This is a genomic window from Pseudomonas sp. PB101 (assembly GCF_009764265.1).
Classification (GTDB): Bacteria; Pseudomonadota; Gammaproteobacteria; order Pseudomonadales; family Pseudomonadaceae; genus Aquipseudomonas.
The window spans coordinates 144,775-170,003 of record NZ_RWIR01000018.1 but is presented as its reverse complement, the minus strand read 5'-3'; the positions used below and the strand labels follow the sequence as shown (position 1 = coordinate 170,003).

The following is a 25,229-nucleotide window of genomic DNA, read 5'->3' as shown; positions in this document are numbered from 1 at the left end:
ACCGTCAGGATCGCAACGAAAAACGCGATCCTATGCAAATTTCAGAGCGGCTGGACAACCAAACGCTGGCAGATTTTACGTAGAAACGCGGACTTCAAAACGGTGCATGTGTTTTCACACAGCCTGGGCCGTTTTCTGCCCATCGCAAGAGGCAGAAAACGACTGTGGATTCAACCCATACCAGTCAGTGACGGCACAGCTCTGCCAGGCAAATCCACAACGCAATCACTTCTTCCCCGCTTTACCACTGGCAGGAATATGCAGATACGACATCACGCTTTCAGTCAGTTTGGTTGCCAGTTTGATCGCTTCCTTGTTGCGCGCCATCACGCCGGCGACCAGGCCTTCGATCAGGGCGAGCACGGCGATGTTGGAGCTGGTCAGCACCGGGTGGTCGCAAGGGGCGAACAGTGTGTGTTCGGCAATGCCGCTGTTGCCGAAGCCCAGGATGTAGATTTTGCGCGCTTTGGTCAGGCGAGTGACGAAGGCTTCACTTGCGGTTCCATCGCCAGTGCGCGTCGCCACCGGACATGTGCGCCGGCGAACGGCACGGCCTGGCAATGGCTCGGCGGTGCCGCTGGCCAGTCACCGCTGATCAGACCTTGTTCGGCGAGATAGCCGAGAATGGTCTTGCGGCTTGAGTGGCCCGCAAGGCACCCTGCAGCGTACTCATCACCATCTCTTGCAGTAGCTTGCGGCGTGCTCCCTTGCCGGCCAGGGGCTCCCCGACCCAGGCCGGTAGTTGATTGAGCAGGGATACGATGCCGCTCATGGTTGCGCGCCGGGTGGCGCTGGCCGGCTTGCCGGTGAGTTGCTCTATGGTCTGCACCAGATGCTCCTCGTAGCGTCGGCGCAGGATCAGGATCGAGGCTTGCTGTTCGCCGCTCAAACAATGGAGGTCGTACTCCGCCAGGCGGAAATGCGCGGCCATGCGTTCGTGGAGCCGCAGGTGCGCCTCAAGCAGGCCGTGCAGTCGAACAACGGGGGCGGATTTGCGCCGGGTCACCAGGCTGGCGCCGTCAAGCAACGCTTCGTAGAGCTCCTCGATCAGTTCAAACAGCAGTGCCTCTTTGCTATCGATGTGGTTGTAGATAGAGCCGGCCGTGATCCCCAGGCAGGTGGCCAGGTCGCGCATGCTGACCCGGCTGAAACCATGCCTGGCGAACAGCTCGACCGCCTTGTGCCGCGTTGCCAGGTAACGCGTGTTGCGCGCTTCGTCGACAGGCAGCGCAAAAAGGGATTTGGAGGCTTGCATGCTGTTCATCTCCCTCATACGCGAAACTGCCCCAACAGCCGATTGAGCTGACCGGCCAGTTGGCCCAGCTCTTGGCTCGCCGCGTTGGAAAGGTCCGCGGCCTGGGCACTTTCGTTGGCCAGGGAGGCGGCGCGGGTCACGTTCTGGTTGATGTCTTCGACCACGTGTGACTGCTCCAGGGTGGCGCTGGCGATCGAGGCGTTGAGTTCAGTGACATTGCGCAGTGCACCGAGTACCTGGTGCAGGCTTTCAGCCGTTTGGTGGGCCTGTTCCACTGTTTGCCGGGCGGCCTGGCTGCTGGCGTTGATGACATTCACCGCGGCTTCCGAGTTGCCGTGCAGGCGCTCGATCATGTCCTGGATTTGTGCGGTGGACTGCTGGGTGCGCTGGGCCAGCAGGCGCACTTCGTCTGCTACCACCGCGAAGCCGCGGCCCTGTTCGCCGGCGCGTGCCGCCTCGATGGCGGCGTTCAGCGCCAGCAGGTTGGTCTGCTCGGCGATGGCGCGGATTACTTCCAGCACGCTGCCGATCTGAATGCTTTCCCTGGCCAGGCTCTGGATCACCTCGACGGCCTGACCGATGGTCTCGGACAACTGGTCGATCTGCAGCAGGCTGCTGTCGATGTTGTGCTGGCCCCGACGTGCCTGTTCTTCGGCCTGGCGAACTTCGTTGGCCGCGTGCTCGGCGTTTTTCGCCACTTCCTGCACGGCGTAGGAAACCTCGTGGATCGCGGCGGCCACCAGTTCCATCTGCTGCGATTGTTGCTGGCTGTGGTTGTGGCTAGCGGCGGCGATTTCGCCGAGCGACTTCGAAGCCTGGTCCAGGCTGTCGGCGGATTGAATGGACTGGCCGATCACGCCACGCAGCTTGTTGGTGAAAACGTTGAAATGCCCGCTCAGGTCTGTCAGTTCATCGCGCCAGCGGTTATCCAGATTGCGCGTCAAGTCGGCTTCGCCGCTGGCGATGTTCTCCATCGCATCGACCACCCGCGCCAGTGGCGAGGCGATGCTGCGGGCAATCAGCAGGATCAGCGCACTGAGCACAAGGGTGATCGTCACCACGATGACGAAGGCTTGAATCAGCTGGCGGCGGAACTCGACTTGCACGTCGTCGATGTAGATGCCCGAGCCGACAATCCAGCCCCAGGGCTTGAACAATTCGACGTAGGAAACCTTTTCCACCGGCGCGTCAGAACCCGGCTTGGGCCAGCGGTAGTGCACCAGGCCAGCGCCATCGCGTTTGGCCGTGGCGACCATTTCGTCGAACAGTGCCTTGCCGTCCGGATCGAGTGTACCGGCCATGCGCTTGCCCTCGAGCTTGGCATTGGGGTGCATGACCAAGCGTGTGTCGAGGTCTTCGAGCCAGAAATAATCCTCGCGGTCGTAGCGTAGATCGCGCATGACCGCGATGGCCTGCTGCTGCGCCAGATCACGGCTGAGGCCCTGGCTTTCCAGGCTTTGGAAGTGGCGCAGGATACTGCTGGCGGCCTCGACCACGTGGCGGGTTTTCAGGGCCTTGGCCGAATAAAGGTCGTCATGGCTCTGCTTGAGCATCAGGCCGGCGAGAATCAGCAGCATCAGGATGGAGGTCAGCAGGATCAGCCACAGACGGCTGCTGATGGAAATATTGCGCAAGCCGGGCATGGGCAGCTCCACAAGGGGCAAGACAGGGGAACGCCGGACGCGGCGGTCGCGTCCGGCTGGAGGCGGTCAGAGCGGGTAGTGGCTCAGTTCGCGGGCGATCAGCAGGCGCTGGACCTCGCTGGAGCCTTCGTAGATTTGGGTGATGCGCGCGTCGCGGTAGTAACGCTCCACCGGGTAGTCCTCAAGGTAGCCATAGCCGCCATGGATCTGCATGGCGCTGGAGCACACGCGCTCGGCCATCTCCGAGGCGAACAGCTTGGCCTGGGAGGCTTCGGACAGGCACGGTTGCCCGGCGCTTTTCAGGCGCGCCGCATGCAGGACCAGCAGGCGGCTGGCGTTGAGCCGGGTGTGCATGTCGGCGAGCAGGTTGGACACGCTCTGGTGTTCGATGATCGGCTTGCCGAACTGGATGCGTTCGCGGGCATAACCCAGGGCGGCCTCGAAGGCGGCGCGGGCGATGCCCAGTGCCTGGGCGGCGATGCCGATGCGGCCGCCTTCCAGGTTGGACAGGGCAATGGCCAGGCCCTTGCCGCGTTCACCGAGCAGGTTGGCCTCGGGAATGATGCAGTTGTTCAGGGTCACCGCGCAGGTATCGGAAGCCTTGATGCCCATCTTGTGTTCACTGCGGTCGACCACGAAGCCGGGATTGTCGGTCGGTACCAGAAAGGCTGAGAGCCCCTTCTTGCCCAGTTCCGCATCGGTGACGGCGAAGACGATGGCCAGGCTGGCGCGCTTGCCGTTGCTGACGAACTGCTTGGCACCATTGAGTACCCATTGGCCGTCGCGCAATTCGGCACGGGTACGCAGGTTGTGCGCTTCGGAGCCGGCCTGTGGCTCGGTCAGGCAAAAGCAGCCGATCGCTTGCCCGCTGGACAGCAGCGGCAGCCAGCTGTCCTGTTGTGTGGGAGTGCCGTATTTCAGCAGGGGGCCGCAGCCCACCGAGTTGTGAATGCTCATCAGCGCACCGAGGGCGCCGTCGCCGGCGGAGATTTCTTCGACGGCCAGGGCGTAGGCCACATAGTCGGTGTAGCTGCCGCCCCAGGTGTCCGGCACGACCATGCCCAGCAGTCCCAGCTCGCCCATCTGCGCGACCACGGCGTCATCGATCCAGCCGGCCTTTTCCCAGGCCTGGGCATGCGGCGCGACTTCGCTGCGGGCGAAGTCGCGCGCCATGTCGCGGATCATGCGTTGTTCTTCGGTCAATTCGATATCGTGCATTGCAAAGTCTCCTGCCGATCAGGCGGTGCGTACGGGCTTGCCGGAGGCGCGTTCAAAGTCGTTGAAGAAGTCTTGCACCCGCTCAGGTAGCAGCTCTGCCAGGGTCGGCGGGTTCCAGCGTGGGCACTTGTCCTTGTCGATGATCAGGGCGCGCACACCCTCCATCAGGTCGCCCTTGTCGAACCACTGGTAGTCCAGGTGCAACTCAAGGGCGAAGCACTCGGCCAGGCTCAGGTCGCGACCACGGCGCAACAACTCAAGCGTCGTGGCCATCGCCAGTGGCGATCGGCTGTCGAGCAGCTTCACCGTCTGCTCGGCCCAGTCTTGCAGCTCGGGGCGTTGTTCGTGCTGCAGCGCGGCACGAATGGCCGGGACATCGGCCAGGGCGAAATATTCGTCGATCGCCTGGCGGCAGGCCTTGAGCTCGGATCCTGCCAGGCGCTCGGTGGCCATGTCGGCGAGCAGGTCCTGCAAGTCTTCGGCCGGCGCTGAGGTCCAGTTCAGGTAGTCGAGACAGGCATCCAGCTCGGCCAGTCGTTCGCTGGGCAGGCAGTAGTCGGCAAGGTTCGCATAGAGGGCATCGGCGGCACGCACCTGGCAGCCGGTGATCCCCAGATAGGTGCCCAGTTCGCCTGGCAGGCGCGGCAGGAAATAACTGCCACCGACATCGGGAAAAAAGCCGATGCCGACTTCCGGCATGCCCATCCGCGTGCGCTCGGTGATCACTCGCAGCGACGCGGCCTGGGCCAGGCCCATGCCGCCACCGAGGACGAAACCATCGAGCAGTGCCAGCACGGGTTTGGTGTAGCCATGCAGGTATTCGTCGAGGGCATACTCTTCCTCGAGGAACAATTCGTGCTGGTTGTCGCCCGCCTTGTAGCTGTCGTACAGCATGCGAATGTCGCCACCGGCGCAGAAGGCCTTTTCACCGGCGCCGCGAAGGGTCACGGCGACGATCTCCGGGTCCTGCTCCCACGCCCACAGGTGCCGGCAGAGCAGGCGCACCATGGGCAGGTCCAGGGTGTTCAACGCGCTTGGCCGATTCAGTGTCAGGTGGCCGACACGGTTACGTACGCTGGCCAGCACCGGGGCTTGCTGCTCGCTCATGCTCAGGCTTCCCCGCGGAACAGGTTGATGATGGCGGAGAAGTCCAGGCCGCCGTTACCGTGCAGGCTGAAGGTCTGGTACAGCTGCTGGGCCATGGCACCGAGCGCGACCGGTTGACGCGCATGCCTGGCCGCTTCAGTGGCCAGGCCCAGGTCCTTGAGCATCAGGTCGCTGCCAAAACCGCCGCTGTAGCCGCGCGAGGCCGGCGCGTTTGCCAGTACGCCCGGAAACGGGTTGTTGACCTCCGAGCTCCAGCAACGGCCGCTGGAGGTATTGATGATCCCGGCCAGCACCTTGGCGTCCATGCCCAGTGCGACACCCAGGGCCATGGCTTCGGCAACGCCGACCATGGAGATGCCGAGCAGCATGTTGTTGGCGATCTTGGCCACCTGGCCGTTGCCTGCCGCGCCGCAGTGCACGATGTTCTTGCCCATGGCCGAGAGGATCGGCAGGGCCTGGTCGAACACGCTGTCCGGGCCGCCGACCATGAAGGTCAGGGTGCCTGCAGTCGCGCCGCCGGTGCCGCCGGATACCGGCGCGTCGAGCATCGGGTTGCCTTGGGCAAGGGCGTATTTGGCCACTTCGCGGGTGCTCAACGGGTCGATGGTCGAACTGTCGATCAACAGCACGCCTGGACCGATATTGGCCAGCAGGCCGTCCTTGCCGCGATAGACCTGTTTCACGTGGTCGGCGGTCGGCAGCATGGTGACGATCACCTCGACCCTGGCCTTGGCCACGGCGGCGGGCGAGTCGGCGGCGCTGGCGCCGGCTTCCACCAGGGCGGCGACGGCCTGGGGGAAAGGATCGAAGACGGTCAGGCTGTGGCCGGCCTTGAGCAGGTTACGGGCCATTGGGCCGCCCATGTTGCCGAGGCCGAGAAATCCGATATGCATGTTGGCTACCTTTACGATAGGGGGCAGTGGCGCAGGAGGTCCTGCGCGCGCTTGTCGTCGGCCGACGCCGGGCGCCGGCCGGCCAAGGTCATTTCAGGGTGATGGTGGTGTTCACCGCGCCGCCGGTGTCGTCTTCGTCGAACCAGCGCTGGGTGATCGTCTTGGTCTGGGTGTAGAAGGTCACCACTTGCTTGCCGTAGGGACCCAGGTCGCCCAGCTTGGAGGCGCGCGAACCGGAGAAGGAGAACAGCGGGACCGGTACCGGGATCGGCACGTTGATGCCCACCTGGCCGACGTCGATCTCTTCCTGGAAGTGACGCGCGGCAGCACCGGAGCGAGTGAACAGGGCGGTACCGTTGCCGTTCGGGTTGGCGTTGATGATCTCGATCGCCTCGTCCAGGTTGGCGGCGTTCATCACGCACAGCACCGGCCCGAAGATTTCTTCGCGGTACACAGACATTTGCGCGGTGACGCCGGAGAAAATGGTCGGGCCGACGAAATTGCCGTCCTGGTAGCCCGGCACGTTCGGGTGGCGTCCGTCCAGTTCGAGCTTGGCGCCTTCTTCGATGCCGCTGGCGATCAGACCGTTGACGCGCTCCAGGGCAGCGCAGGAAATCACCGGGCCGATGTCGGTGCCCGGCTCGGTGCCGCCATTGATCTTCAGGGTCTTGGTCCGCTCGATCAGGTCTGGCAGCCAGGTTTGTGCCTCACCGACGAGGATCACCACTGGCAGGGCCATGCAGCGCTGGCCGGCGGCGCCGAAGGAGGCGCCCAACAGGTTGTTCAGGGTCTGCTGCCGGTTGGCATCGGGCAGGACGATGGCATGGTTCTTCGCGCCCATCATGCACTGCGCACGCTTGCCGTTCTGGGTGGCGCGGTTGTAGACGTGGGTACCGACCTTGGTGGAGCCGACGAAGGACACGGCCTTGATGTCCGGGTGATCGCAGATCAGGTTCACTGCGTCGACCCCGCCGTGGATGACGTTGAGCACGCCCTTGGGCACACCGGCCTCCAGCGCCAATTCCACCAGGCGCATGGTCACCAGCGGGTCCTGCTCGGACGGCTTGAGGACAAAGGTGTTGCCGGTGGCGATGGCCATCGGGAACATCCACAGCGGGATCATCGCCGGGAAGTTGAACGGGGTGATGCCGGCGCACACGCCGATCGGCTGCAGCAGGGTGTAGGTGTCGACGCCGTTGGCCACGTTGTTGGCCAACTCGCCCATCTGCAGGTTGCCGATGCTGGCGGCGTGCTCGACCACTTCCAGGCCGCGGAACACGTCACCTTCGGCATCCGGCAGGGTCTTGCCTTGCTCGGCGGTCAGCAGGGCGGCGAGCTCCTTGATGTTCTCGCGGATCAGTTGCTGGTACTTGAGGAAGACACGGGCGCGGGCACCGATCGGGGTCTTGCGCCAGGTCTTGAAGGCTTGTTTGGCGCTGGCAACGGCAGCGTTCATTTCCTCGGCGGTGGCGAAGGGCACGCGGGCCAGGACTTCCTGGGTGGCCGGGTTGACCACGTCGCGCCACTGGGTGCTGCGCGATTCGACGAATTCGCCGTTGATGAGAAGCTTGACGCTGGGAATGATGGAAGAGGTCATCTGCGGGTCCTGCCTGCTTTTTTCAGGTCGAATGAGGCCCCTCGGCGTGGTTGGCCGAGCGGTCGGGTTTGGATTGGGGGAGGGCCGGCGTGCCGGCCCGGGGTTCAGCCCTTGAGGTGCGGGAAGTCTTCTTCGAAGTATTCCTGCGGGCCACGAGCGTCGCCCTGGCGGCGCTGCACTTCCATTTGCCGCAGTTCCACCCGGCGGATCTTCCCGGAGATGGTCTTGGGCAGCTCGCTGACAAATTCGATGCGCCGTACTCGCTTGTACGGCGCCAGGTGCTCGCGGGCGAACGCGAGGATGCTGCCGGCCAGTTCGTGGCTGCCCTGTGCGTCATGGGCGAGGATCAGATAGGCCTTGGGCACTGCCAGGCGCACCGGGTCGGGGCTTGGCACCACGGCCACCTCCATCACCGCCGGGTGCTCGATCAGCGCGCTTTCCAGCTCGAAGGGGCTGATGCGGTAGTCGGAGGCCTTGAACACGTCATCGGCCCGACCGACGAAGGTGATGTAGCCCTCTTCATCGATCTGTGCGGTGTCGCCGGTGCGGTAGTAGCCGTCGCGCATCACTTCGGCGGTTTTTTCCGGGCTGTCCTCGTAGCACAGCATCAGGCCGAGGGGACGCACGTCCAGCGGCAGGGCCACTTCGCCTTCGGTACCCGGCACGCCATCTGGGTCGAGCATGGTTACCCGGTAACCTGGCAGCGGACGGCCCATGGAGCCCGGCTTGAGCCGCTGGCCAGGCGTGTTGCCGACCAGCGCGGTGGTTTCCGACTGGCCGAAGCCGTCGCGCAGCAACAGGCCCCAGGCATGCAGGATCTGCTCGATGATCTCCGGGTTGAGCGGTTCACCGGCGCCCACCAGTTCGCGCAGGCGCAGACGTGTCTTGTAGCTGGCCAGGTCTTCCTGGATCAGCATGCGCCACACGGTAGGCGGCGCGCACAGGCTGGTGACGCCGTAGCGTTCCAGCACGCCGAGCAGGGCTGGCGCGCTGAAGCGTGCGGTGTTGTGGATGAAGATGCAGGCACCGGCGTTCCAGGGTGCGAAGAGGCAACTCCAGGCGTGCTTGGCCCAGCCCGGGGACGAAATGTTCAGGTGCAGGTCGCCCGGCTGCAGGCCGATCCAGTACATGGTCGAGAGGTGCCCGACCGGGTAGCTCTGGTGACTGTGCAGCACCATCTTCGGCTTGGAGGTGGTGCCGGAGGTGAAGTACAGCAGCATCGGGTCGGTGGCCAGCGTGCGGCCCTCGGCTTCGAACTGCTCGCTATGTTCGCTGGCGGCGCTGTGCGGGATCCAGCCGGCGGGGGACGGACCAACGCAGAGGCGGCTGCAGCCTTCACCCAGCCCGACGAACTTGTCGACATGGGCGCTACCGACCACCAGGTGGGAAACATGGCCACGCTCGATGCGGTCGCGCAGGTCCTCGGGGGTCAGCAGGGCGGTGGCGGGAATGACCACGGCGCCGAGTTTGAAGGCGGCCAGCATGGTTTCCCACAGGGCGACGTCGTTACCGAGCATCAGCAGGATGCGTTCGCCGCGGCGCACGCCCAGGGCACGCAGGTGATTGGCCACCTGGTTGGAGCGCGCGGCCAGTTGCTGGAAGCTGTAGCGTTGTTCGCTGCCGTCCTCTTCGACGATCCACAGGGCATTGGCCTGGTTGCCTTCGGCCATGGCGTCAAAGTAATCCAGCGCCCAGTTGAATTCGCTCAGTTGCGGCCAGCGGAAATCACGCACGGCGGTGGCGTAGTCCGTACGGTGGGTCAGCAGGAAGTCACGAGCGGCCAGGAAGGGTTGGCAGTTGCTGTTCATTGGAGGCTCCCGAGACGCGCGCGGGTAGCTGGAAGTGGGGAGACGACGGCAAGCAATGATGGCTTCACAGTGGGTGCCCTGTTTGTTTTTATTGGGACTGACCTGGCTCACGGCCTGGCGGTTGGATCGAGTATAGGCAGGCATAAATCAAATAAGAATGCTCAAAAAATCCCGTATGTTGTGCAAAAAAGCATAGGCCTGCGGCATCGTCGGATCGACCAAATGCACAAGGCGGGCGTTGCCTGCACCGTCAAGCGATGCAAGCAGCGCCCGCCTTGTGCGGGGACTTACCAGAGCGCCAGGGTATAGCTGAGGATCAGGCGGTTCTCGTTGAGATCGCTGCCGAAATGGGCGGTGCGCACCGTAGCGTTACGCCACTTCAGACCAATGTTTTTCAGCGGGCCGCTCTGCACCACGTAGCCGATGTCGGTGTCGCGCTCCCATTCGTGGCCGTCGGGCTTGCCGACGCCCAGATCAATGCTGTCGCCGGACAGGTAGCGGGTCATGAACGTCAGGCCGGGAATGCCCAGCGCCGCGAAGTTGTAGTCGTAGCGCGCCTGCCAGGAACGCTCCTCTTTGTTGGCGAAGTCGTTGATCTGCACGAAGTTGACCAGGAAGGCGTCGCTGCCATTGACGTAGGCGAAGCCGGTATCGCCGCTCATGCGTTGGTAACCGAGGCCGAAGGCATGGCCGCCGAGGGCATAGGTGAACAGGGCGCCGAAGGCATTGTTGTCGATGTTGCTGTTGCCATCGTCGGTGGAGCGGGCGTAGCGCAGGTCGCTCTTGAGCGACTGACCGGTGCCCAGCGGCAGCACGTGGACCAGACTGAACTGGTGCTGGTGGTAGAAGTCGTCCAGGCCGCCGTAGTTGTAGCCCGTATTCAACCGCTCGTTCCACTGGTAGGCCAGGCCGGCGAAATTGAACGCGTTGCTGCGGGCCTGGCCACCGACAATGCCCTTGGCGCCGGTGGTGGTGATCGCCATTTTCTCGTAGTCCGAGGAATCGCGCTGGTTGACCCGATCCACCCGCCCGGCATCGAAACTCAGGCCCTTGAACTCCTGAACGTTCAACTGGCCACCGCGGAATGTTTGCGGCAACAGGCGCGAGTCATTGGCCAGCAGCACCGGCAATTTCGGGGTCAGGGTACCCAGCTTGAGCACGCTGTTGGACGCTTTGAACTTGGCCGTCAGGCCCAGTTCGCCATACTCGTCCTTGGCGCGTTTGGGCGGTTCGTTATCGCGCTTGAGCAGGCCGGAGCCGGCGCGATCGGGGCTGGAGTCGAGCTTGATGCCAAGCTGGCCGAGGGCATCGATACCGACGCCGATCATGCCGTCGGTATAACCGGATTCGTAGCGCAGCAGGAAGCCCTGGGCCCATTCTTCCTGCTTGGACTGGGGGGCATTTGCCTGGCGGTAGTCGCGGTTGAAATAGAAGTTGCGCGTTTCCAGTCTGGCCGTGCTGTCTGCCAGGAAGTCGGCGTGAGCCTGTGCAGCGAGGCCGCTGCCGGCCAGAAACAGGGTGAGGGTGCTGGATTTCATTGGATGCCTTTTGTTGTTTTTGTTGTCGACGCGCCGCTCCCGCACCGTTTGGTGTTGGCGAAGGAAGGGCGCTTTTGGGGGTGTCCTGCGCCGAGCGGCGCAGGTCGTGGGTAAAAAAGCGCGAAGCAAAGGAGCGGACTCGCGCTCGGGGTGTCAGCCCCGGAAAATCAGCGTCAGTGACTGCTGGCCATGGCCGCTCCAAGGCCGGTCTGGGCACGGACGAACTGGTCGGCATAGGCGGCGCGTTCGCGATTGGCGCGCTCGCTGCGGTCAAGCCTGGACGCCACAACGATGACCACGAAGGCCAGCGGCATGGAGAACAGCGCCGGCTGGTCGTAAGGGAAGAGCGCCTGGGCATGCCCCAGGACACCGACCCACACCGACGGCGAGCCGATCACCAGGGCCAGGGCGCTGACCAGGCCGGTCAGGCCGCCATAGAGGGCGCCGCGGGTGGTCAGGCCACCCCAGTACATGGCCATGATCAGCACCGGGAAATTCGCCGAGGCGGCGATGCCGAACGTCAGGCCGACCAGGAAGGCGATGTTCTGGCCTTCGAACAGAATGCCGAGGGAAATCGCCACGATGCCCAGGCAGACGGTGGCGATGCGCGACACGCGCATTTCCTGTTTCTCGTCGGCGCAACCCTTCTTCAATACCGAAGCGTAAAGGTCATGGGAAATGGCCGAGGCACCGGCCAGGGCCAGGCCGGCGACCACCGCGAGAATGGTGGCGAATGCCACGGCAGAGAGGAAACCGAGAAACAGGTTGCCGCCCACCGCCTTGGCCAGGTGCATGGCCACCATGTTGCCGCCGCCGATCATGGCGCCGCCGAGCTTGCCATCGACGTAGAACTGCGGATCCGTGCCGACAATGACGATGGCGGTATAGCCCAGGACGCAGACCACCAGGAAGAAGAAACCGATGAACACCGTGGCGAACAATACGGATTTACGCGCCTCTTTGGCATTGGGCACCGTGAAGAAACGCATCAGGATGTGCGGCAGGCCGGCGATGCCGAAGACCAGTCCAAGGGATAGCGACACCGCGTTGATCGGGTCGGCCAGCAAGGTGCCCGGGCCCATGATCTGCACGCCGCTCGCATGCACGGCCACCGCCTGGGCGGCCAGCGTCTCGAAGCTGAAGTCGAAGCGACTCAGGGCCATCACCACCAGGGTGGTGCCGCCCGCCAGGAGCAGGACCGCCTTGGTGATCTGTACCCATGTGGTGGCGAGCATGCCGCCGAAGATCACATAGACCAGCATCAGCAGTCCGACTACCACCACCGCCGTGCGGTAGTCGAGACCGAACAACAGTTTGATCAGTTGACCGGCACCGACCATCTGCACCACCAGGTAGCAGCACACCACGGTCAGCGATCCGAGGGCGGCGAAACTGCGCACGCGGGTTTGATCGAGGCGGTAGGAGACAATGTCGGCGAACGTGTAGCGGCCCAGGTTGCGCAAGCGCTCGGCCATCAGGAAGGTGACGATTGGCCAGCCGACGAAGAAGCCGATGATGTAGATGAAGCCGTCGTAGCCCTTGGCGAAGACCAGGCTCGACAGGCCCAGCAGCGTTGCCGCCGACATATAGTCCCCGGCGATTGCCAGGCCGTTCTGAAACCCCGTGATACCGCCGCCTGCACTATAGAAATCGGCGGCTGAGCGGGTGCGTCGAGCTGCCCACCAGGTGATCAGCAGGGTGGCGAGGACGAAGACGAAAAACATGCCGATGGCGTGCAGGTTGAGCGGTTGCTTCTGCGCAATGATGGGCTCGGCATGGGCCAGCACAGGGCTGAGGGCGAGCAGGGCGGACAGGCGTTTCATGCGCGGGACTCCTGCAGGATCTGCGAGCTGAGCACGTCGAAGCGGGTGTTGGCGCTGTGCACGTACCAGGCGGTGAGTAGCCAGGACAACAGGATGATCGTCACGCCGATCGGCATGCCGAGGCTGAGGTGGCTGCCGTCGTACATCGGCATGTGCAGCCAGGCAGGGGCGAAAGCCACCACCATGATGAAGCTGTAATAGATCGCCAGGACCACGGCGCTCAGTGTCCAGGCCAGCAGTGCACGCTGGCGCGCAAGGCGCTGGAACTTGGGGTTGGCCCTGACCCGGGCGCAGGTCTGGGCGTTGTTCGGATGGTCGGTCGTCATGGTGAGGCTCCGCATTTCTAGTTGTTTTTTTTGTGTTCGGCCTTTTGAGGGGCGTACGGGTACCCGGGCGGCGACCCGATGCGGGACGCCACCTGAATGCTGATGTGCTGGAGTTATTGCCGCCCGGACGACCTTTCGGTGGCGAGGGCGCAGTGGTGGAAGTCGGCGTGGTGAGTCTGCGTTGCGAGCAGCGGCTCGGGCCAACGGCGCACGAGAAGCGTGACCGCGATTGCGTTGTTGCGCAGCTGTTTGTGTCCGCCGTGGAGGCCGGTTTTTATCCATGCGCTCATGCTGTCAGCCCTCGTTATTTATTATTGGGGAGGGGACTTTCCTGGCCCGAAAACGCTGCTGGCCAAGTTGGGTGAGATGCGAGTATATAAGGGCATATTTCCCATATGTATTGGCAGAAAAGCTCGATGGATATGCAAAAACGCACAACGCAGCCCCCACTCAACTGGGACGACTTGCGTTTCTTCCTCGAAGTTGCCCGTGCTCGCACCGCCAGCGGTGCGGCCCGTCGCCTGGGGGTGGACTACACCACTGTTTCGCGGCGCATCCGCGCCCTGGAGCAGTGCCTGGGCGCCTTGCTGTTCGAGAAATCGCGAACCTCGGGATTCGTCCTGACCGTGGAGGGGCAGCGTCTGGTCGGCCACGCCGAAAGCCTGGAAAGTACGCTGCTGGTGGCTTGCGAGCAGGTTTTCGGCACCACCGGGGGGCTCTCCGGGCACCTGCGCATCGGCTGTACCGAAGCGTTCGGAACCTGTTTCATCACTGCGCAGATGAGCCACTTCCTCGAGCATTACCCGAATATCTCGGCGGACATTTTGCCGGTCCCGCACTTCATCAACCTGTCACGGCGCGAGGCGGACATCGCCATCACCCTGGAACGGCCCGAGCGCGGTCCGTACGTGTGCTCGCGATTGTGCGACTACCGCCTGCGCCTGTATGCGACACCGGAGTACCTGGCCAATCATCCGCCGATCGGCTGTAGCGAGGACCTGTCCGGTCACTCGTTCGTGACCTACGTCGAAGACCTGGCCTTCAGCTTCAAGTTGCTCTACCTGAACGACCTGATGCCTGGCGCCAACAGCCGCCTGCGCAGCACCAGCGTGGTAGCCCATTATCATGCAGCCCTGGAAGGGCGGGCGCTGGCGATCCTGCCCTGCTTCCTCGCCGGCCCGGATCCCCGCCTGTGTGAAGTGCTGTCGGGTGAAGTGGAGATCACGCGACAGTTCTGGATGTACTACAGCGAGGATCTGCGCAAGCTGAAGCGGGTCACTCTGGTAGCCGATTATCTGCGCGCCTGTGCGGAACTGAATCGTCCGTTATTGATGGGGGAGTCCCATGCGATGCTCTACTTGCCGTCGCCGTGAGAACACCCCCTGCAATCGTGCCTCCCGTGATTACTGGCTGGAGCGAATGGCCCCGCCGTCGATCAACAGGTTCTGCCCGGTCAGGTAGCCGGCATGGCTACTGCAGACGAAGGCGCAAAGCGCGCCGAATTCCTCGGGTGAACCGAAGCGTCTGGCCGGAATTTCGCTGCGGCATTCGTCAAGGAATGCCTCGCTGTCTTGCCCCGTTTCCTGTGCGGTGGCGATCAGGTTGCCGCGCAGTCGATCGGTGTCGAACGAGCCCGGTTGCAGGTTGTTGATCGTCACGTTGCGACTGGCAATGTTGTCTTGCCGGGCAAGCCCTGCGATGAACCCCGTGAGGCCACTGCGTGCGCCGTTGGACAGGCCCAGGCTTTCGATCGGGGACTTCACGGCGCTCGAGGTGATGTTGATGATCCGGCCAAAACCGCGTGCCGCCATGCCGTCCACGGTGGCCTTGATCAGCTCGATGGGGGTCAGCATGTTGGCATCCAGCGCCTTGAGCCAGGCGTCACGGTTCCATTCGCGGAAGTCCCCGGGAGGAGGGCCGCCGGCGTTGTTGATCAGGATATCGAAATGCTCATGGGCCTTGAGCGCTGCCGCCCGACCTTCGGGCGTGGAAATGTCCCCGGCCACGGCGATGACCGTCACTTCAGGGTTTATCGCCCTGAGCTGACGGGCCGTTTCATTCAACGTGTCCTCGCCCCGTGAGGTGATCACCACGTTCACGCCTTCGCTGACGAGTGCCTGTGCGCAGGCTTTGCCCAGGCCTTTGCTGGCGGCGCACACCAGCGCCCAGCGTCCTGCAATTCCAAGATTCATGCGTGTGTCCCTGACTGAAAGAAGCTCAAATGAAACGCTGGCCTGTTCATGCGTGATCCACCGCTACGGACAGGTTTGGCGATCGCGCACCGATGCCCATGAAGCGCCGTACCCGCTCACCTTCAGCCTCGCAGCGAATGGTTTCAGGGGCGGCATCGAGTTGAATATTGCCGTTCTCCATGAAAATCACCCGATCGGAGATCGACATGGCAAAGTCCATTTCGTGGGTCACGATCAGCATGGTCATGCCTTCCTTCGCCAGGTCGCGGATCACGTTGAGCACGTCGTTGACCAGTTCCGGATCGAGGGCCGAGGTCGGTTCGTCGAACAGCATGATCTGCGGTTCCATCGCCAGGGCCCGGGCGATTGCCACGCGCTGTTGCTGGCCGCCGGAGAGCTGGTGCGGGTACTTGTGGGCATGGGCCAGCAGGCCGACCTTGTCCAGCAGCGCATAGGCGCGATGCTCGCTGAGCTCGCCCGGCTGGCCGTGGTAACGCGGTGCCAGGGTGATGTTGTCGAGAATGGTGCGGTGCGGGAACAGGTTGAAGTTCTGGAACACCATGCCGATTTGCCGCACGCCTTTGCGCAGGCGCGCGCTGTTGGGTTTGTCCGCGGCTTCGATGAACGTTTCGCCGAACAGCTGGATGTCGCCGGTATCGATGCTTTCCAGGCCGTTGACCGTGCGGATCAGCGAAGTCTTGCCGGAGCCGGATGGCCCGATGATCGAGACCACCTGGCCGTAATCGACCTTCAGGTCGATGCCCAGCAGCACCTTGTGCGTGCCATAGCTCTTCTGGATGTTGTTCAGTTGCAGGATCGGCGTCGTGTTGTTGCCTGTGGCTTTGCGCGCAATGTCGGGCAAGGCTTCGGCGCTGGCCTTGAACCTGGCGATGGTGGCGTCGTCGAGGGTGTGCGGCTTGCGGAAGTTCAGGTCCAGGTAGCGCTCCAGGCGCTGCAGGAAATAGCCGAATACGGTGACGATCAGCACGTAGTAGACGCCAACCGCCGCCAGGGTTTCCATGACCAGGAAGTTGGTGGCGTAGAGGCGTTGGCCGACCGTGAGGATCTCGGTCAGGGAGATGACCGAGACCAGCGAGGTCAGCTTGACCACGGTGATGTATTCATTGATCAGCGTGGGCAGCGAAATGCGGAAAGCCTGGGGAATCACGATCAGGCGCTGCATGCCGAACAGGCCGACACCCAGCGCGCGTCCGGCTTCCTTTTGGCCCTTGGCCACGGAGATCAGGCCGCCACGATGGATCTCCGCCATGTACGCCGCTTCAGTGACCACCAGGGCCAGCAGGCCTGAGTAGAAAGGGTTGGACAGAATCGGTCCGCTGCCGGGAAACAGCTGCGGCAGGTTGTAGACGAACACCACCAGCACCAGCAACGGGATGCTGCGGAAAAACCAGATGTAGACCGCTGCGGGAATGCGCAGCAAGGGCGACTGGGACAGCTTGGCCGAGGCCAGGACAAAACCCAGCAGCATGCCGATGAACCAGGCCAGGGCGCTGAGCTGGACCACCGTGACACAGGCATTCCAGAAGTCCGGCAGGGAGAACAGCGAGAAGAAATACGACCAATCGAATTGCATGGGACACCTCGATCTGCCGCCCCCGTGCAGGGGCGGCAGATAACCAGACTACAAGGGCAGGTTCTTAGTGGGCGGTCGGTTCTTCCAGGCCATATTTCTTGAGGATTGCGGCGTATTCACCGCTCTTTTTCGTCTCCTCGAAGGCCTTCTGCACGGCCTGGTAGGTTTCGTCGTTGCCTTTCTTGACGAAGATGCCCAGGGTCTGCTGATAGATCGGGTGCTCGGTGGTGATCACGACACGGCCACCGGTTTTTTCCGCGATCATTTTGGCCGCGCCGGCGATTTCGACCTGGGCCTGGATGTTCCTGGACAGCAGGGCCTGGGTCACTTCGGGGGCCGAAGGGTACTCGCTGACGGTGATCGCGCCTTTGTTGTTCGGCACGCAGTATTCGTCGGACAGCTTCCTGAATTCCTTGACCCAGGTCGTGCCCTGTTCCAGGCCCAGTTTCAGGCCGCACAGGTCTTCAGGTTTTTTCGCATTGATCTCGCTGCCCTTGGGCACCATGACCGCGGCGCCGGTGTTGGCATAGGCGATGGTCTGGGCCTGGGTCTGGCGCTCCGGCGTGATGTACATGCCGGAAATGATCGCGTCGTACTTGCCGGAGTTCAGGCCCAGGATCAGGCTCGGGAACTTGGTGTCGACGAACTCGACCTTGGCGTTCATGTGTTTGGCCAGTGCCGTGGCCAGTTCGGGGTCGGAACCCACCACGTTCTTGTCCTTGTCATAGGACTCGAAAGGCGGGTAGGTGATTTCCATGCCGACCTTGAACGTGTCACCGGCGGCCATGCTCACCGAGGCGCCGAACAGGCCGGCTGCCAATACAGCCAGGCTCAAAAGTTTTTTCTTGTTGTTTTTCATTTTTACTGACTCCGGCGTAGGTAGGGATGTAGCTGAAAACTGCAATCAGGACGGTTGCACCTGATTTTTCAAATGTCCGAAACTGGCGGGCTTGCGTGCCTTGCCTGGCAGTTGAACGTCCCCGTTGGCCACCCTTTGGCGCAGATACTGATAGGTCTGCAGCGCCTGGCCATACATGTGTTCGCCGATCGTGATCTCTTCGTAGTCGTTGCCGGCCTGGGCGAAGCCGGGCAGCGGTTTGATCTGGGTGTGGTAGTCGCAGGCATAAAACAGCGGGAAGGAATAACGCTCCTCCTTCACGCTGCGCACCCGGTGCGCCGTAGCAACGAATGCGCCTGCGGTCATCACTTCGAGCATGTCGCCGATGTTGACCACAAAGGCATCGGCGATCGGTGGTGCATCGATCCATTGGCCAAGGTTGTTCATCACCTCGAGGCCCGGTTTATCGGCCAGCAGGATGGTGAAGCACTCGTAATCAGTATGGGCGCCAAGTCCCGGTGCGTCATGGGCCGCACCGTCGAACGGGTAGTGGATCAGGCGCAGTTTGGACGGTGGCCGGGTGACCAGGCTGTCGAAGTAGTTTTCTTCCAGGCCCAGGGTCAGGGCGAAGCCGCCGAACAGGCGCCGGCCCAGGGCGAAGATCGCTTCATAGTAGGCCTGCACCGATGCCTTGAAACCTGCCAGCTGCGGCCAGTCGTTGGGCCCCAGCAATGGCGTGTTGGCCAGCACCAGCGGGTCGTCGGCCGGCACTTCGAAGCCGACGTCGAAGGCTTCCTTGTGGTCCGGCTTGCCCTTGGAATAGACCTCTTCGCCTTCGGGTACAAAGCCCTTGTGGGTTTGCGAGGTGCCGATGTAGTGCTGCATCTTGGTGTCGAGGGGCTGGTCGAAAAAGTCTTTCGCAGCCTTGCGCAGGTTGGCGATCAGTTGCGGGTCGATGCCGTGATCGGTGATGTAGAGGAACCCGACTTCGCTGGCGGCGCGCCCCAATTGTTCGGCCACGGCCAAGCGGTGTTCCAGTTCAAAGCTGAACAGACCGGCGATGTTGACCACCGGGATGCTGTTGAAGTTGGCTTTTTGTGTGTCAGTACTGGCGCTGTTGTTTTTATTGTCAGGCATGACGCATCGGCTCCCTAAGGATGGCTGGAGTGGTGGAATCGCTCGAAATGTTCGCGTTCGGTCTGGCCCATCCACACGTTCAACGACCACAGGTCGGCGACCGGGACATTGGTGAAGGGCAGGTGATGCAGGTAGCCGTCGGCACCGAATTCCGGGGTCAGGGTGCTGACCTGGTAACCGCGGGCTTGCTGCGAGCGCCAGATGCTTTCCCAGTGCTGCTGATGGAAGGCCAGTTCCCTGGCATATTCCGGCGCGGCAGGGTGCGGAACCTGCGGCCCCTGGTCGTAACCGACCCGTGCCTGGATATGGTGAACCCGCTCGACGAAAGCGCTGAGGTCATCGGCCGGGTCGTTCAACAGACGCTCGCAGGTCACCACCCAATGGCTGATGTCACTGGTGAACAACAGGTCGGGCAGTTGCCGGATCAACTCCAGGGTCACCCAGGGGTTGAACAGCGAACGCGAGCGGTGAGTTTCGAAACTGCAGACCTGGCCATGCTTGCGCGCCAGTTCCAGCGCCTGGCCAAAAAACTCCACTTGCTGCGGCAAGGACCAGCGGTCGTTGCCCGCCAGCACGTTGACGAAACGCGGGGAGAGATCAGCGGCCAAGGCCAGTTTGTGGTCGAGGTCAACGAGGTGCACGGCAGGCGTTGCCGACTGCTCCGGCAGCACGTCGTACGCGGTGAAGACAGTGCTGATATAGCCCACGCGATTGGCCTTCAGAAAGGCAGCAAACTCGGCCCGTTCACGGGCGTCCAGTGGCAGGCGTGCTTCCATGCCGTCAAAGCCCGCTTGCAGCAACTCTTCGAGTGCCTGAGCCTTGCTGGCGGTGTAACCCCACAGCGTGCGAAAAATTTCCAGCTTCATCGGTGATCCTCAAAAATCCCAGGGCCTACTGCAAAAGCACTTCGACGGCACCCGCCGATCAAGCGGCGGGTTCGCTGTGGAGCCGATGTTAGGCACAGGCGGAGCGACGAAAGAATCCGAAAATTCAAATGAATACTTCAGGTATTCAATAACCAATAGCTGGCTATTTATCTGGCTTGCAGGCGGGGGAGTTACAGCCGAAGACTTGTCTGCGTTGGGTGTTAGCGAGGAGTGCTGGTATTACGACATCATTTTGAAGACTGCCAAGCGACAATGGGCCATGGCTCTGCGGCCGAGCAACGCGGCGCACTTGAGTCCATCGCCGGCAAGCCGGCTCCTACAGGTATTACGCGATCCTTTGTAGGAGCCGGCTTGCCGGCGATGATCGTTAACGATAACGCGTATGAACTGGATAAACGCGGCGTACTGGAGTCCATCGCCGGCAAGCCGGCTCCTACAGTTTTCCGTGGTGTCGAACTAGCGACGATAGTAGCGGTCATCGTCGTCGTAGCGGCGATGGCGCTCCCAGTCGCGATGGCGTTCGGCTTCTCGACGGGCTTGTTCTCTGCGCCATTGTTCTCTACGCCACTGATCCCTGCGCCAGTCGTCCCGGCGCCAATCGTCTCTACGATCGTGCCAGCGGCCGTCATGCCAATAACGGTCGTCATGGGCAAGCAACGGGCCTGGTTGCTTGCCGGGCATAGCGGCCAGGGTGGGCCAGGGGTTGTCGGCGGCCTGGACCGGGGTCTGGACGGCCACGACCTCAGTGGCGAGCGCAGGGGGCGAGGTCTTCATCTGTGCTGCCGATGCCGAGCCCACCGCCGCGAACGCGAACAGGCCGAAGAGCACCATCCGTGGGTCATGGAATTTCATGAGCGAATTCAACCTCTGATTGACAATTGGGCGTGTGGCACCTGGTTCGCGAAGCCTTCGTGCTCGCAAAGTGGATATGCCTGTCCACATAGACCGATTAATAGGAAAAAGTTCTAGGGAGCCGCTGCTTGATAGCCAACGGTGTCCGTTTTCGGCCCGAGGATTCTTGCGCAGAGCGCGGCGCGGTCGCGGATGGGAGAATCGAAATGAGTGCTGCACAAATCCATTTTTTCACCAGGCGCATTTCTCGCACCCGCGGTTGATTGGCTCAACACCCATCTGCACGGGTTGTTCAAAATCATCAGCCAGGTGATCGAGGCGGTACTGGGCGGTGTCGAGGGGAATTCCTCGAGCTGGGCCAGGCCATTGCTGCGTCGCCGAGGTCGATCCTGTTCAAGATCGAATTGATCCCCTGCGTCACGGTTTTCAGCTTGCTTGACCGGGCAGCGGTGGTATCAGGATGATGGGCTTCTCAACGTTGCAAATGACGCCTTCCAGAACGTGAAAGAGTGGATCGAAGATTGATCGAAAGACGCCAGTTTAGCGGAGGCATGAAGGGGAAAAATCTTCGCTATGTGAATGACAACCCCAATCAGCCGGCGCAGATGGTTCGAGCAGGATTCCTCCTGCTCGAGCATTTCTCCCTGCCAGCGTTCACCCAGGCGCTGGATACGATCGTCACGGCGAATCTCCTGCGGCCCAGGCTGTTCTCCTCCCGCACGTTCGGCTTGAACGACGGCGAGGTCGTCAGTGATCTGGGCCTGGTCATCCGCCCGGATGCGCGTATTGATTGTCTGGCCCTTCAGGACCTGGACCTGCTGGTGATTTGTGGCGGCTACAGGACCGAGCTCAGGGCGTCCGATGAGTTCATCCAGTTGCTCAAGACCGCCGCGGGTCTGGGCATCACGCTCGCCGGGCTGTGGAATGGCGCCTGGTTCCTGGGGCGCGCCGGGTTGCTCAGCGGTTACCGCTGCGCCATCCATCCCGAGCATCGTCCCGCGCTGGCCGAGTTCTGCAAGGCGACACAAGTCAGCAGCGAGCCTTATGTGATCGATCGGGACCGGCTGACAGCCTCCAGTCCTTCCGGGGCGTTCCACATGGCCCTGGACTGGATCAAGGGGCTGCACGACAAAGCTCTGGTCGAAGGCATCGAGGACATCCTGGCGTTTGAAGAGTCGCGCTACCGGCGCATCAAGCCGACAGAAAACATCTGTTTGAGCGCACCGCTGCGCGAGGTGGTCAAGCTGATGGATGCCAATCTCGAAGAACCTCTCGAGCTGGAGCAACTGGCGGCCTACGCCGGCCGCTCACGTCGCCAGCTCGAACGCCTGTTCAGGGAGCAACTGGGCACTACACCGCAACGCTATTACCTGGAGCTGCGCATCACCGAAGCGCGTCGGCTCCTGCAGCACACGGAGCTTTCCCAGGTCGATGTGCTGGTGGCCTGTGGTTTTGTTTCCCCCAGCCATTTCAGCAAGTGCTACAGCTCCTACTTTGGCTATCGCCCGTCGAAGGAAGTCCGGCTGGTCAAGTAAAGGCACCCCGAATATCCATTTCATGATCGGTCCAAAGGCTATTAGATTGCAGCTTGCAGGGGAGTCGCCCGTTTAACTGAAGGACACGACATGACGTACCGAACAGGTAGAGAAGCTTTTTTCCACGGCGTACGCACGCTCATCCCGCTGACTCCCGGGGTCATTCCGTTCGGTTTGATCACCGGGGTCATGGCGATCGAGATGGGCATGTCGCCCGGCATGAGCATGGGGATGACATTGCTCTTCTACTCTGGCTCCGCTCAGCTGGTTGCACTGCAGCTCCTGCAAAATGGTGCCTTGCCGGTGACGGTGGTGGTCACGGCCCTGATCATCAACTTGCGCTTTATCATGTACAGCGCTTCGTTGGCCCCTTACCTGCACCACTTGCCGCGTCGCTGGACGTGGCCGGTGTCCTACCTGCTTTCCGACCAGTCCTATGCCCTTTGCACGCTGAAGTTTTCCTCGGGAGAACTGGGTCGGTTCGCGCCGCATTTTTATGCCGGCACAGCCGTTGCCATGTGGCTGACCTGGCAGCTGTCAGTGTTCGCAGGGGTTTACCTGGGGGCAAGCATTCCCGAGGCGTGGTCGTTGAGCTTTGCCGTGCCGCTTTCCTTTCTGGCGCTACTGGTTCCGGGCATACGCAGCGCGGCGAGCCTGGGGGCCGCAGTGACAGGGGGGCTGATTGCAGTGTCAGCCGTAAAGCTGCCCTACAACCTCGGCTTGGTAACCGCTTCCATCGGTGGCGTCATTGCAGGGTTGCTGATTGAAAACGCTCGCAGGAAAACCTCGGGCAGTGCTTCAACCGGTAACGTCGAGAGGGAATCGCAATGAGTGATTGGGCTTTGTGGGGGATGTTTCTGGCGGTCGGCATTGGCACCTTTGTCATGCGCCTTTCCTTTGTCGAGCTTTATGGCCGGTGGCGAATTCCCCCGCTGCTGAGTCGGGCATTGATGTACGTGCCGGCCAGCGTGCTGGCAGCCCTGGTGTTACCCGCGGTGGTGTACCCCGGCGGGCAGGGAGCGTTTGTGTTCGCCAACCCGCAGATACCCGCAGCCATTATCGCGGCGTGGATCGCCTGGAAGACGCGAAGCACCGTCCTGACGCTGGCTGTGGGGATGGCGGTGCTGTGGGGGTGCAAGTTCATCGCTGGGTAATCTCCCCGCGTCCATGCGGGTTGCGCTTACAGCGTGCCGATGCGCTCGAGTTCGCGCTCCAGCGCATCGCGGTCAAGTTGTGCAAAGGGCAGGGCGAGCAATGCCCGGCAGCGCGTTTCGATGTGCGCCAGGGTTGAGTGGAACGCGGCCGATACCGTGGCTTCATCGCCCTTGATGTCCGATGGGTCTTCCAGGCCCCAATGGGCCTTGAGTGCCGTCCCGAAGTACACCGGGCACGCTTCGCCGGCGGCCTTGTCGCAGACCGTGATGACGATGTCCGGCAGGTTGGTTTCGAACGCCTCGTTGCCTTTGCTGCTCAAGCCGTCGATGGCAATGCCGGCCTCTTGCAAGGTGCTCAGGGTGCGCGGCAGCACGCGTCCCTTGGGGAAGCTGCCGGCACTGATGGCTGCAAAACCTGCGGGGGCGAGATGGTTGAACATGGCTTCGGACAGGATGCTGCGACAGCTGTTGGCGGTACACATAAACAGAACGCGCATGGTGGCTCCTCTTTGCAGTCGCACAGGGTTAAACGCTCAGGCGCAGGGCCAGGGCAGACAGGGTGATGAGCAGGATCGGCAGCGTCAGCACCACGCCGACCCTGAAGTAGTAACCCCAGGTAATGCGGATGCCCTTGCGCTCCAGCACATGCAGCCAGAGCAGGGTGGCCAGGCTGCCGATCGGGGTGATCTTGGGGCCCAGGTCAGAGCCGATGACATTGGCGTAGATCATGGCTTCTCGGACCACACCGGTGGCATCGCTGGCCTGGATCGACAATGCGCCCAGCAGCACCGTGGGCATGTTGTTCATGGCCGATGACAGCAACGCCGTGAGCAGGCCGGTGCCCAGCGCGGCGCCCCAGATGCCGAACGCTGCCATGTGGTTCAGGGCCATCGTCATGTAGGTGGTCAGTCCGGCGTTTTTCAGCCCGTAGACCACCAGGTACATGCCCAGCGAAAAGATCACCACGTGCCAGGGCGCTTCACGCAGCACCCGGCGGGTGGAAATCACATGCCCGCGCGCCGCCACGGCGAACAGCAGCGCGGCACAGACCGCGGCGATGGCGCTGACCGGAATGCCCATGGGTTCCAGCGCAAACAGCCCGATCAACAACAGCGCCAGGACCACCCAGCCGACGCGGAAGGTCAGCGGATCACGTACGGCCCGGCGTGGATCCTGCACGTCTTCCAGGGCGTAGTGCCGGGGAATGTCACGCCGGAAAAACCAGTACAACACGGCGAGCGTGGTCGCCACGGCAACGAAGTTGACCGGCACCATGATGGCGGCGTATTCGCTGAAGCCCAGGCCGAAGTAGTCCGCCGAAACGATGTTGACCAGGTTGGACACCACCAGCGGCAGGCTCGCCGTGTCGGCAATAAAACCGGCCGCCATGACGAACGCCAGGGTAGAGGCCGGCGAAAAACGCAGGGCGAGCAGTATTGAAACGACGATGGGGGTCAGGATCAGGGCTGCACCGTCATTGGCAAACAGCGCCGATACGCCGGCGCCCAGCAGTATCGTGAAGACGAACAGGCGCCGCCCGTCACCCTTCGCCCAGCGCGCCACATGCAACGCGGCCCACTGGAAAAAACCGGCCTCGTCGAGCAGCAGGCTGATGATGATCAGCGCGATGAACGTGGCGGTGGCGTTCCAGACAATGGCCCACACCAGCGGAATGTCGTGCAGCGTCACGACGCCGGCGAGCAGGGCCAGAACGGCGCCCAGGGAAGCGCTCCAGCCGACGCCCAGGCCCTTGGGTTGCCAGATGACCAGCACCATGGTCAGCAGGAAAATGCCAAACGCAATCAACATGTGGAGTCTCTCGAGCAATGAAG

General features: G+C 62.5%; 22 protein-coding genes and 3 pseudogenes. 5 read left to right on the top strand and 20 right to left on the bottom strand.

Annotated elements, in window-relative coordinates:
• Nucleotides 1-225 precede the first annotated feature (225 nt).
• The 12 genes and pseudogenes from EI969_RS05710 to EI969_RS05660 form a co-directional block, all read right to left on the bottom strand.
• Nucleotides 226-492, bottom strand: a pseudogene (locus tag EI969_RS05710) (MurR/RpiR family transcriptional regulator); the annotation flags it as partial.
• A gap of 103 nt (nucleotides 493-595) precedes the next feature.
• On the bottom strand, nucleotides 596-1,273 hold the full coding sequence (locus EI969_RS05705) for a TetR/AcrR family transcriptional regulator (protein WP_160386388.1): 678 nt from the start codon (nucleotides 1,271-1,273) through the stop codon (nucleotides 596-598).
• Entirely contained in the window at nucleotides 1,270-2,004 is a 735-nt protein-coding gene (locus tag EI969_RS30920) for a methyl-accepting chemotaxis protein (RefSeq protein WP_371925864.1), read from the bottom strand. The genes EI969_RS05705 and EI969_RS30920 overlap by 4 nt, the downstream gene beginning before the upstream one ends.
• Before the next feature lie 123 nt (nucleotides 2,005-2,127).
• Nucleotides 2,128-2,808, bottom strand: a pseudogene (locus tag EI969_RS30915) (cache domain-containing protein); the annotation flags it as partial.
• A gap of 156 nt (nucleotides 2,809-2,964) precedes the next feature.
• Nucleotides 2,965-4,116 carry an acyl-CoA dehydrogenase family protein gene (locus tag EI969_RS05695; RefSeq protein ID WP_160386384.1) on the bottom strand — a complete coding sequence of 384 codons (1,152 nt, stop codon included), beginning with the start codon at nucleotides 4,114-4,116 and terminating at the stop codon, nucleotides 2,965-2,967.
• A gap of 18 nt (nucleotides 4,117-4,134) precedes the next feature.
• On the bottom strand, nucleotides 4,135-5,223 hold the full coding sequence (locus EI969_RS05690) for an enoyl-CoA hydratase/isomerase family protein (protein ID WP_160386382.1): 1,089 nt from the start codon (nucleotides 5,221-5,223) through the stop codon (nucleotides 4,135-4,137).
• Nucleotides 5,224-5,225: 2 nt separating this feature from the next.
• Complete coding sequence (gene mmsB / locus EI969_RS05685) at nucleotides 5,226-6,116, bottom strand: 3-hydroxyisobutyrate dehydrogenase (RefSeq protein ID WP_160386381.1); 891 nt, start codon at nucleotides 6,114-6,116, stop codon at nucleotides 5,226-5,228.
• 88 nt (nucleotides 6,117-6,204) lie between these two features.
• Nucleotides 6,205-7,713, bottom strand: a complete 1,509-nt coding sequence (locus tag EI969_RS05680) for a CoA-acylating methylmalonate-semialdehyde dehydrogenase (protein ID WP_160386378.1) — start codon at nucleotides 7,711-7,713, stop codon at nucleotides 6,205-6,207.
• A gap of 104 nt (nucleotides 7,714-7,817) precedes the next feature.
• Nucleotides 7,818-9,521, bottom strand: a complete 1,704-nt coding sequence (locus EI969_RS05675; RefSeq protein WP_160386376.1) for an AMP-binding protein — start codon at nucleotides 9,519-9,521, stop codon at nucleotides 7,818-7,820.
• 287 nt (nucleotides 9,522-9,808) lie between these two features.
• Nucleotides 9,809-11,059, bottom strand: a complete 1,251-nt coding sequence (locus tag EI969_RS05670) for an OprD family porin (RefSeq protein WP_160386374.1) — start codon at nucleotides 11,057-11,059, stop codon at nucleotides 9,809-9,811.
• 173 nt (nucleotides 11,060-11,232) lie between these two features.
• Nucleotides 11,233-12,882 carry a cation acetate symporter gene (locus tag EI969_RS05665; RefSeq protein WP_160386372.1) on the bottom strand — a complete coding sequence of 550 codons (1,650 nt, stop codon included), beginning with the start codon at nucleotides 12,880-12,882 and terminating at the stop codon, nucleotides 11,233-11,235.
• Nucleotides 12,879-13,208, bottom strand: coding sequence for a DUF485 domain-containing protein (locus EI969_RS05660; RefSeq protein ID WP_160386370.1), 330 nt, complete (start codon nucleotides 13,206-13,208; stop codon nucleotides 12,879-12,881). Before EI969_RS05660 ends, EI969_RS05665 begins: the two co-directional genes overlap by 4 nt.
• Nucleotides 13,209-13,603: 395 nt before the next feature.
• On the opposite strand from EI969_RS05660, the gene EI969_RS05655 reads away from it, so the two are divergent.
• Nucleotides 13,604-14,581, top strand: coding sequence for a LysR family transcriptional regulator (locus EI969_RS05655; RefSeq protein ID WP_160386368.1), 978 nt, complete (start codon nucleotides 13,604-13,606; stop codon nucleotides 14,579-14,581).
• Nucleotides 14,582-14,611: 30 nt separating this feature from the next.
• Here the strand turns inward: EI969_RS05655 and EI969_RS05650 are convergent, their stop codons facing one another.
• The 6 genes from EI969_RS05650 to EI969_RS05625 form a co-directional block, all read right to left on the bottom strand.
• Nucleotides 14,612-15,400, bottom strand: a complete 789-nt coding sequence (locus EI969_RS05650; protein WP_160386366.1) for an SDR family oxidoreductase — start codon at nucleotides 15,398-15,400, stop codon at nucleotides 14,612-14,614.
• Between the two features lie 46 nt (nucleotides 15,401-15,446).
• Nucleotides 15,447-16,994, bottom strand: a complete 1,548-nt coding sequence (locus EI969_RS05645) for an amino acid ABC transporter permease/ATP-binding protein (RefSeq protein ID WP_160386363.1) — start codon at nucleotides 16,992-16,994, stop codon at nucleotides 15,447-15,449.
• A 64-nt stretch (nucleotides 16,995-17,058) separates the two neighbouring features.
• A complete protein-coding gene (locus EI969_RS05640) occupies nucleotides 17,059-17,853 on the bottom strand; it encodes an ABC transporter substrate-binding protein (protein WP_160386362.1) in 795 nt (264 codons plus the stop codon).
• A gap of 45 nt (nucleotides 17,854-17,898) precedes the next feature.
• Nucleotides 17,899-18,969: an isopenicillin N synthase family oxygenase gene (locus EI969_RS05635; RefSeq protein WP_160386360.1), complete on the bottom strand. Its 1,071-nt coding sequence runs from the start codon at nucleotides 18,967-18,969 to the stop codon at nucleotides 17,899-17,901.
• A gap of 14 nt (nucleotides 18,970-18,983) precedes the next feature.
• Nucleotides 18,984-19,835: a sugar phosphate isomerase/epimerase gene (locus EI969_RS05630; RefSeq protein WP_160386358.1), complete on the bottom strand. Its 852-nt coding sequence runs from the start codon at nucleotides 19,833-19,835 to the stop codon at nucleotides 18,984-18,986.
• Nucleotides 19,836-20,312: 477 nt separating this feature from the next.
• Complete coding sequence (locus EI969_RS05625; protein ID WP_160386357.1) at nucleotides 20,313-20,708, bottom strand: hypothetical protein; 396 nt, start codon at nucleotides 20,706-20,708, stop codon at nucleotides 20,313-20,315.
• 206 nt (nucleotides 20,709-20,914) lie between these two features.
• On the opposite strand from EI969_RS05625, the pseudogene EI969_RS30910 reads away from it, so the two are divergent.
• The 4 genes and pseudogenes from EI969_RS30910 to EI969_RS05610 form a co-directional block, all read left to right on the top strand.
• A pseudogene (locus EI969_RS30910) lies at nucleotides 20,915-21,047 on the top strand (proline/glycine betaine ABC transporter permease); the annotation flags it as partial.
• A gap of 212 nt (nucleotides 21,048-21,259) precedes the next feature.
• On the top strand, nucleotides 21,260-22,243 hold the full coding sequence (locus tag EI969_RS05620) for a GlxA family transcriptional regulator (RefSeq protein ID WP_160386355.1): 984 nt from the start codon (nucleotides 21,260-21,262) through the stop codon (nucleotides 22,241-22,243).
• 90 nt (nucleotides 22,244-22,333) lie between these two features.
• Nucleotides 22,334-23,074 (top strand): AzlC family ABC transporter permease, encoded by a 741-nt coding sequence (locus EI969_RS05615; RefSeq protein ID WP_160386353.1) that lies wholly within the window; start codon nucleotides 22,334-22,336, stop codon nucleotides 23,072-23,074.
• On the top strand, nucleotides 23,071-23,397 hold the full coding sequence (locus tag EI969_RS05610; RefSeq protein WP_160386351.1) for an AzlD domain-containing protein: 327 nt from the start codon (nucleotides 23,071-23,073) through the stop codon (nucleotides 23,395-23,397). Before EI969_RS05615 ends, EI969_RS05610 begins: the two co-directional genes overlap by 4 nt.
• A gap of 26 nt (nucleotides 23,398-23,423) precedes the next feature.
• Here the strand turns inward: EI969_RS05610 and EI969_RS05605 are convergent, their stop codons facing one another.
• Together EI969_RS05605 and EI969_RS05600 are read right to left on the bottom strand one after the other, a co-directional pair.
• Nucleotides 23,424-23,894 carry an arsenate reductase ArsC gene (locus EI969_RS05605; RefSeq protein WP_160386349.1) on the bottom strand — a complete coding sequence of 157 codons (471 nt, stop codon included), beginning with the start codon at nucleotides 23,892-23,894 and terminating at the stop codon, nucleotides 23,424-23,426.
• A gap of 28 nt (nucleotides 23,895-23,922) precedes the next feature.
• Nucleotides 23,923-25,206: an arsenic transporter gene (locus EI969_RS05600; protein WP_160386348.1), complete on the bottom strand. Its 1,284-nt coding sequence runs from the start codon at nucleotides 25,204-25,206 to the stop codon at nucleotides 23,923-23,925.
• Between the last annotated feature and the right edge of the window lie 23 nt (nucleotides 25,207-25,229).

Bases quoted from the DNA above. Each gene is read 5' to 3' on its own strand.
- EI969_RS05705 (WP_160386388.1), bottom strand. From the start codon at position 1,273: ATGAGGGAGATGAACAGCATGCAAGCCTCCAAATCCCTTTTTGCGCTG.
- EI969_RS30920 (WP_371925864.1), bottom strand. From the start codon at position 2,004: ATGGAACTGGTGGCCGCCGCGATCCACGAGGTTTCCTACGCCGTGCAG.
- EI969_RS05695 (WP_160386384.1), bottom strand. From the start codon at position 4,116: ATGCACGATATCGAATTGACCGAAGAACAACGCATGATCCGCGACATG.
- EI969_RS05690 (WP_160386382.1), bottom strand. From the start codon at position 5,223: ATGAGCGAGCAGCAAGCCCCGGTGCTGGCCAGCGTACGTAACCGTGTC.
- mmsB (WP_160386381.1), bottom strand. From the start codon at position 6,116: ATGCATATCGGATTTCTCGGCCTCGGCAACATGGGCGGCCCAATGGCC.
- EI969_RS05680 (WP_160386378.1), bottom strand. From the start codon at position 7,713: ATGACCTCTTCCATCATTCCCAGCGTCAAGCTTCTCATCAACGGCGAA.
- EI969_RS05675 (WP_160386376.1), bottom strand. From the start codon at position 9,521: ATGAACAGCAACTGCCAACCCTTCCTGGCCGCTCGTGACTTCCTGCTG.
- EI969_RS05670 (WP_160386374.1), bottom strand. From the start codon at position 11,059: ATGAAATCCAGCACCCTCACCCTGTTTCTGGCCGGCAGCGGCCTCGCT.
- EI969_RS05665 (WP_160386372.1), bottom strand. From the start codon at position 12,882: ATGAAACGCCTGTCCGCCCTGCTCGCCCTCAGCCCTGTGCTGGCCCAT.
- EI969_RS05660 (WP_160386370.1), bottom strand. From the start codon at position 13,208: ATGACGACCGACCATCCGAACAACGCCCAGACCTGCGCCCGGGTCAGG.
- EI969_RS05655 (WP_160386368.1), top strand. From the start codon at position 13,604: ATGTATTGGCAGAAAAGCTCGATGGATATGCAAAAACGCACAACGCAG.
- EI969_RS05650 (WP_160386366.1), bottom strand. From the start codon at position 15,400: ATGAATCTTGGAATTGCAGGACGCTGGGCGCTGGTGTGCGCCGCCAGC.
- EI969_RS05645 (WP_160386363.1), bottom strand. From the start codon at position 16,994: ATGCAATTCGATTGGTCGTATTTCTTCTCGCTGTTCTCCCTGCCGGAC.
- EI969_RS05640 (WP_160386362.1), bottom strand. From the start codon at position 17,853: ATGAAAAACAACAAGAAAAAACTTTTGAGCCTGGCTGTATTGGCAGCC.
- EI969_RS05635 (WP_160386360.1), bottom strand. From the start codon at position 18,969: ATGCCTGACAATAAAAACAACAGCGCCAGTACTGACACACAAAAAGCC.
- EI969_RS05630 (WP_160386358.1), bottom strand. From the start codon at position 19,835: ATGAAGCTGGAAATTTTTCGCACGCTGTGGGGTTACACCGCCAGCAAG.
- EI969_RS05625 (WP_160386357.1), bottom strand. From the start codon at position 20,708: ATGAAATTCCATGACCCACGGATGGTGCTCTTCGGCCTGTTCGCGTTC.
- EI969_RS05620 (WP_160386355.1), top strand. From the start codon at position 21,260: ATGAAGGGGAAAAATCTTCGCTATGTGAATGACAACCCCAATCAGCCG.
- EI969_RS05615 (WP_160386353.1), top strand. From the start codon at position 22,334: ATGACGTACCGAACAGGTAGAGAAGCTTTTTTCCACGGCGTACGCACG.
- EI969_RS05610 (WP_160386351.1), top strand. From the start codon at position 23,071: ATGAGTGATTGGGCTTTGTGGGGGATGTTTCTGGCGGTCGGCATTGGC.
- EI969_RS05605 (WP_160386349.1), bottom strand. From the start codon at position 23,894: ATGCGCGTTCTGTTTATGTGTACCGCCAACAGCTGTCGCAGCATCCTG.
- EI969_RS05600 (WP_160386348.1), bottom strand. From the start codon at position 25,206: ATGTTGATTGCGTTTGGCATTTTCCTGCTGACCATGGTGCTGGTCATC.